This window comes from Pelomonas sp. KK5, from assembly GCF_001984095.1.
Classification (GTDB): domain Bacteria; phylum Pseudomonadota; class Gammaproteobacteria; order Burkholderiales; family Burkholderiaceae_C; genus KK5.
This window is the reverse complement of sequence record NZ_LYVQ01000312.1, coordinates 1-5,819: the sequence shown is the minus strand read 5'-3', so window position 1 is coordinate 5,819 and position 5,819 is coordinate 1. Positions and strand designations below refer to the sequence as shown.

The window sequence follows — 5,819 nt, the reverse complement described above, 5'->3', positions numbered from 1 at the left end:
ACTTCGGCGGCAGCGACAGCAGCTCCGACGTGGGCGGCGGTGGCGGCGGCAGCGACGACTTCAGCTGATCCGCGAACCGCTGCGGCGGCGGCCGGCCAGCAGGCCCAGCAAGCCGCCGCCCAGCAGCAAGCCGGTGCCCGGCTCGGGCACCGGCGTCGTGATCTCCGCATAGCTCAGCAGGATCGTCGCCCCGGCGGACGTCGTGTTGTCGCCGAGGAAAAGGAAGTTCGGCGTCTTGTAGGCATTGCTGCCGTTGCCGGTGTAGCTGGAGTAGTCGTGCACGGCGCCGGAGAGCACCGTCTGCCCGTCCAGGCTCAGCACATAACTGCCGCCCTGCACTGACAGCACCCAGCGGTTCGGCGCGAAGGCGGCGGCGACGAAGGCCGGGTCGGTCGTGGACTCGCCGGCCACGAAGGTGTTGCCGACCAGGTTCTGGGCAAAAATGCGGTCGTTCTGGAAGCCGATCTCCACGCCCTTCCTGTCGCTGCCGATCAGCATCACCGAGAAGCCGGCGCGGTTGGCGTTGCCGCTGTGGTCCTCGTTGGCGAGCGTCATGCCGAAGGTCAGCGCATAGCCGACGCTTTCGTCCAGCACCGGGAAGGCCGCATTGACCGGCGGCAGCGAGCCGTCCAGCGCCAGCAGCGCCGGATAGCTGGACCAGCCGGCGACGGCGGCGTTGGAGGCGGGTGTCAGCAGCGCGCCGCTGCTGCCGTAGCTGGCGCTGGCCCCGAGGACGGAGCCGCCGAGCCAGCCGGTCAGTGCGGGGTTCGTGTTGGTCGTGGCGGGGTCGTAGAGCACCTGGGCGCCGGCGGCGAGCGGCAGCATCATCGACAACAGGGTGGCAGGCAGGGTTCGCATCCGGAGCTCCTCGGCAGGGTGCTTATGGTCGCCGCTCGCGCCATAATGCGCCAGCCCCGGCCGTCTCCATGGACCGGGGCGTCCGCTAGGGGTGCAGGTCTTTCGTGACCGGCTGAGAAACACCCTTCGAACCTGACCTGGGTCGTGCCAGCGTAGGGAAGCGACGACGGCCTCGGCCGTGGCCTCCTTCCCGCCCGCGACGTCCCGCCATCGAGAGGACCGATCGCCATGGGCCTAACTGCCAAGATCAGCGCCACCGAGCTGTGGGCCGACCTGCTCGCCGTGCGCGCGCAGACGCCGCTGGTGCACAGCATCACCAACTTCGTCGTGATGAACTACAACGCCAACGCGCTGCTGGCCGTCGGCGCCGCGCCGGTGATGGCCCACGCGCTGGAAGAGGTGCAGGACATGGCCGGCATCGCCCAGGCCCTGGTGCTGAACATCGGCACGCTGGAGCCGCAGTGGATCCGCGCGATGCAGCTGGCGCTGCAGACGGCGCTCGCACGCGGCATCCCGGTGGTGCTGGACCCGGTGGGCGCCGGCGCCACCCGCTATCGCAACGAGGCGCTGGCCGCGCTGATGCAGACCGGCGCGCCGTCGATCGTGCGCGGCAACGGCTCCGAGATCATGAGCGTGGCCGGCCTGGCGGCGAAGACCCGCGGGGTGGACAGCTCGGCCTCGTCCGGCGAGGCGGTGGACGCGGCGCGCGCGCTGGCCTCGGACCTCGGCGGCGTGGTCTGCGTCAGCGGCGCGGACGACCATGTGCTCGACGCCGCGGGCCGGCACGCGGTGCTGTCCAACGGCCATCCGTGGATGACGAAGGTCACCGGCGTCGGCTGCTCGGCCAGCGCGCTGGTGGGCGCCTTCGCCGCGGTGCAGCCGGACCGCTGGCGCGCCACGCTGGCGGCGATGGCGGTGCTGGGCGTGGTGGGCGAGCTGGCGGCCGAGCGGGTGCAGGCGGCGGGCGCCGGTGTCGGCCGGCTGCAGATCGAGCTGCTGGACGGGCTGCAGCTGCTCGACGAAGCGTCCTTCACCTCGCGCCTGAAGCTCGTGGTCCATGGCTGACCTGAGTCTGCACCTGGTGACCGACACGGCGCTGTGCGGCGCGCGCGGCGTGGAGGCGGTCGTGGCCGCCGCGGTGCGCGGCGGGGCCAGCATCGTGCAGTTGCGCGAGAAGACGTTGGAGACCCGGCCCTTCGTCGAGCGCGCCCGCGCGCTGAAGGCGCTGCTGACGCCGCTGGGCGTGCCGCTCTTGATCAACGACCGGGTGGACGTGGCCCTGGCCTGCGGCGCCGACGGCGTGCATGTGGGCCAGAACGACATGCCGCCCGAGGACGTGCGGCGGCTGATGCCGGGGGCGCTGATCGGCCTGTCCATCGAGTCCGCCGGCCAGGTGATGGCGGCCGAGCGTGCGCCGGTCGACTACTACGGCATCAGCCCGGTCTTCGGCACCAGCACCAAGACCGATGCCGCGCCGCCGCTGGGCCTGGCCGGCCTGCGCCGCATCCGCGCGATGACCGGCCGGCCGCTGGTGGCCATCGGCGGCATCGGTTTCGACAACGCCACCGCGGTGATGGACGCCGGCGCCGACGGCCTGGCCGTCGTCAGCCTGCTGTGCACGGCGGCCGATCCGGCCGAGGCGGCGGCGCGGCTGCGCGGACTCATCAGGAGGACGGCATGAGCAGCCAGACCTATGCCCGCGTGCTCAGCATCGCCGGCTCCGACAGCGGCGGCGGCGCCGGCATCCAGGCCGACCTGAAGACCATCGCCGCGCTGGGCTGCTACGGCATGACCGCGATCACCGCGATCACCGCGCAGAACACGCGCGGCGTGCGCGCCATCCAGGCGCTGCCGCCCGAGCTGCTGGCCAGCCAGATCGATGCGGTGGCCGAGGACATCGGCGTGGACGCGGTCAAGATCGGCATGCTCCATAACGCCGAGGTCGTGCGGGTCGTGGCCGACGCGATCCGCCGCCACCGCTTCGCTCGCGTGGTGCTCGATCCGGTGATGGTGGCCACCAGCGGCGACAAGCTGATCGCCGAGGAAACGGTGGACGTGATCGTGCGCGAGCTGTTCCCGCTGGTCACGGTGATCACGCCCAATCTGGACGAGGCCGGCTGGCTGCTGGGCCGCACGCTGAGCGCCCGCGAGCAACTGGAGCCCGCGGCGCGCGAACTGCAGGTGCTGGGCACGCCGGCCGTTCTGCTCAAGGGCGGCCACCTGCCGGGCGAGGAACTGACCGACCTGCTGCTCGACGGCCCGCACCTGCAGCAGTGGACCGCCTCACGCATCGCCAGCCGCAACACGCATGGCACCGGCTGCACGCTGTCCAGCGCGATCGCCTGCGGGCTCGCGCTGGGCGAGCCGCTGGGCGCGGCGGTGGAGCAGGCCCGCGCCTATGTGCGCGAGGCGCTGCAGGGCGGGGCGGACGTGGCGCTGGGCGGCGGCCATGGGCCGCTGAACCATGGCGTCAGGCCGCGAGCCTTGATGAAGCGGCCCGCCGGGCCGCATTGAGGCGCAGCAGGCCGCCCAGCAGCAGCGTCAGCGCCAGGCTGGGCAGGGCCGAACCCCACTCGGGCTTCAGCTGCGCCGTCAGGTGGAAGCAGGCCACGCCCAGCAGCCACACCAGCGCCGCGCCGGGCTTCCATGCCGCCGATTCCGGTTCGGCCTCGCGCCCTGCCCATTGCGAGATCACGACGCCGAACAGCGGCACGAAGATCGAGCTGAGCATCAGCAGGAAGGGCTCCAGGCTGTGCATCGGCAGCAGCAGCGCGCAGCCGGTGGCGACGACGGCCAGGCCCATGCCCGCGCGCCGCACGTTGAGCTTCGCGCTGAGGAAGTTGAGCGACACCGCACCCGAGTAGACGTCGCCATAGGCGTTGTCGGTCTCGTCGACCAGGATCAGGCCGAAGGCCAGCAGGCCGCCCTGGGCCAGCAGCAGGCCGGCCACGAGGTCGGTGCCGGCCGGCACCACGCTGACGATCAGCACGCCGAGGCCATAGCACCAGACATTGGCCAGCGCATAGCCCAGCCAGGTGCCGCGCAGCGCGCCGCCGGGCGTGCGGCCGTGGCGGGCGTAGTCGGCCACCAGCGGCAGCCAGGAGACGGGCATCGCGATCACCAGGTCCAGCGCGGCCAGCAGGCTCATCGAGCCGTCGCCCGGCCGCTGCCACCAGCCGGCATCGACACGCTGGCCGAACTGCCAGGACAACCACAGCAGCGACAGCAGCACCAGCGGCAGCCCGAAGCGGCTGACGAAGCGGCGCACCAGCGCCACCATCGAGCCCGCCGCCAGCGCCACCAGCAGCGCGCCCCAGGCCAGCGTGGCCACGACCGGCAGCCAGGCCGGCGCGGCAACACCGCTCAGCTGACGCGTTATCTCGACGGTGCCGTCGCGCATCACGACCAGCTCGAAGGCGGTCCAGCCGAGCAGTTGCAGGATATTGAGCCCGACGGGCAATGCGGCGAAGCGCTGGCCCAGGCTGGCGCCGATCAGCTGCGCCGTGGACAGCCCGTGCCGGCAGCCGATCGAGGCGACCCAGGCCAGCAGCGCCGCGCCGAGCGCCGAGCCGGCCAGCACCACCGCCAGCGCCTGCGGCACCGACAGGGCCGGGACCAGGTAGGCGCCGACCTGCATCACCAGCAGGCCCACGCCGAGGCTGAACCACAGGGCCATGTGGTCGAGGGTGCCGAACACGCGTTCGGTGGAAGAAGTCGTCTCTGTCGCCATCGTCGATGCCCGGTACGAATGGCAGGAAATGAGGTGTCGCTGCCTGCAGATCACCTGGCTTCCCTGCGCGAGGATTACCTCGAATCCCCTGTCGGGGACTGTGAAGCGCATGGCTGCGCTCCACGTCAGGTTCAAAGGGACTCTCTCAGTCGACGCCGTCAAGCGCCAACACCCCCAGCGGAACCCGGCGGCCATGGCTGCCGGGCGTGGGGGATTCTAGTCCTGCGGATGGAGGCCCGCGGCGGCTGGCTGAACAGGCTCAGTGGACCGCGGCGAAGGCCGGGCTGCGCCGCAGCCGCGCGGCGGCCTGGTCCGCCAGGTCCAGCGTCACCCGCAGCGGGCCGGGCCGGCAGAGCGAATAGCCCTGCGCGAACTCGATGCCGATGTGCTGCAGCATGGCCAGCTCGCCGTTCGTCTCCACGCCCTCGGCGACCAGCTTGCCGCGCGTGGTCTCGGCGAAGCGGGCCAGCGCGGCGGCCAGGGCCTGGCGGCTGGTGTCGGTGTCGATGTGGCGGGTGATGCTGTTGTCGAGCTTGATGATGTCCGGCGCCAGGTTGAGGATGTGCCTGAAGCAGGCGAAGCCGGCGCCGGCATCGTCGACGGCCACGCGCAGGCCGGCGTCGCGCAGCGGATCGACGGCGCGCGCGATCTCCGCGTAGTGCTGGACCTCGTCGTGCTCGGTCACCTCCAGCACGATGCGGTCGAGCGGATAGCCGCAGAGCATGCGCGCGAGCCGGCCATCGAGGATCGTGCCCGGCGAGGCATTGAGCGTCAGGTACAGGCCCGCCGGGACGGTGGCGATGCCGGCCAGCGCCAGCTTGATCGCATGCAGCTCCAGCTCGACGCCGCGCTGCACCTGCGCCGCTTCGGTGAACCAGAGGTCCGGCGTGCGCGGCGGCTCGCAGTCGAAGCGGGTCAGCGCCTCGAAGCCGACGGCACTGCCGGCGGACAGGTCGAAGATCGGCTGGTAGACCGAGCGCATGCAGCCGGACTCCAGCGCACGGTCGATGCGGCGCTGCAACTGCGTGGTGGCATCGCGGCCGGCGCGCTCGCGGCCGAAGTGCTCGGCCATCACCTCGGCCAGCACGCGCATGGTCACCAGGTCGCGCTCGCTGAGCGAGGTGTCGGGGCGCCGGCTGAAGCAGCAGAAGGTGCCGAACACGCGGCCGTCGCCCAGGCGGATCGGCACGCTGAGGTGGGCGCCGATGTTCAGCGCCAGCGTGGCCGGCAG

At 72.0% G+C, this 5,819-nt stretch carries 6 protein-coding genes and 1 riboswitch; of the genes, 3 read left to right on the top strand and 3 right to left on the bottom strand.

Features of this window, described 5'->3' with window-relative positions:
- Window positions 1–60 precede the first annotated feature (60 nt).
- Window positions 61–858, bottom strand: coding sequence for a PEP-CTERM sorting domain-containing protein (locus B0W88_RS29065; RefSeq protein WP_077038028.1), 798 nt, complete (start codon window positions 856–858; stop codon window positions 61–63).
- Between the two features lie 77 nt (window positions 859–935).
- Window positions 936–1,034, top strand: a riboswitch (TPP riboswitch).
- 52 nt (window positions 1,035–1,086) lie between these two features.
- On the opposite strand from B0W88_RS29065, the gene thiM reads away from it, so the two are divergent.
- From thiM to thiD, 3 genes are read left to right on the top strand one after another with little or no spacing between them, the layout of a single operon-like run.
- Entirely contained in the window at window positions 1,087–1,923 is an 837-nt protein-coding gene (thiM, locus tag B0W88_RS29060) for a hydroxyethylthiazole kinase (protein WP_077038027.1), read from the top strand.
- Window positions 1,916–2,539, top strand: a complete 624-nt coding sequence (thiE, locus tag B0W88_RS29055) for a thiamine phosphate synthase (RefSeq protein WP_077038026.1) — start codon at window positions 1,916–1,918, stop codon at window positions 2,537–2,539. The genes thiM and thiE overlap by 8 nt, the downstream gene beginning before the upstream one ends.
- Window positions 2,536–3,372: a bifunctional hydroxymethylpyrimidine kinase/phosphomethylpyrimidine kinase gene (gene thiD, locus B0W88_RS29050; RefSeq protein WP_077038025.1), complete on the top strand. Its 837-nt coding sequence runs from the start codon at window positions 2,536–2,538 to the stop codon at window positions 3,370–3,372. The genes thiE and thiD overlap by 4 nt, the downstream gene beginning before the upstream one ends.
- Here the strand turns inward: thiD and B0W88_RS29045 are convergent.
- Window positions 3,329–4,588, bottom strand: coding sequence for a cytosine permease (locus tag B0W88_RS29045; RefSeq protein ID WP_077038024.1), 1,260 nt, complete (start codon window positions 4,586–4,588; stop codon window positions 3,329–3,331). The genes thiD and B0W88_RS29045 overlap by 44 nt on opposite strands.
- Before the next feature lie 259 nt (window positions 4,589–4,847).
- Window positions 4,848–5,819: EAL domain-containing protein (locus B0W88_RS29040; RefSeq protein ID WP_077038023.1), on the bottom strand; the 972-nt coding region annotated here is incomplete at its 5' end.

What these genes read in the sequence shown, in the direction of transcription:
- B0W88_RS29065 (WP_077038028.1), bottom strand. Translation starts at nt 858, where the DNA reads ATGCGAACCCTGCCTGCCACCCTGTTGTCGATGATGCTGCCGCTCGCC.
- thiM (WP_077038027.1), top strand. Translation starts at nt 1,087, where the DNA reads ATGGGCCTAACTGCCAAGATCAGCGCCACCGAGCTGTGGGCCGACCTG.
- thiE (WP_077038026.1), top strand. Translation starts at nt 1,916, where the DNA reads ATGGCTGACCTGAGTCTGCACCTGGTGACCGACACGGCGCTGTGCGGC.
- thiD (WP_077038025.1), top strand. Translation starts at nt 2,536, where the DNA reads ATGAGCAGCCAGACCTATGCCCGCGTGCTCAGCATCGCCGGCTCCGAC.
- B0W88_RS29045 (WP_077038024.1), bottom strand. Translation starts at nt 4,588, where the DNA reads ATGGCGACAGAGACGACTTCTTCCACCGAACGCGTGTTCGGCACCCTC.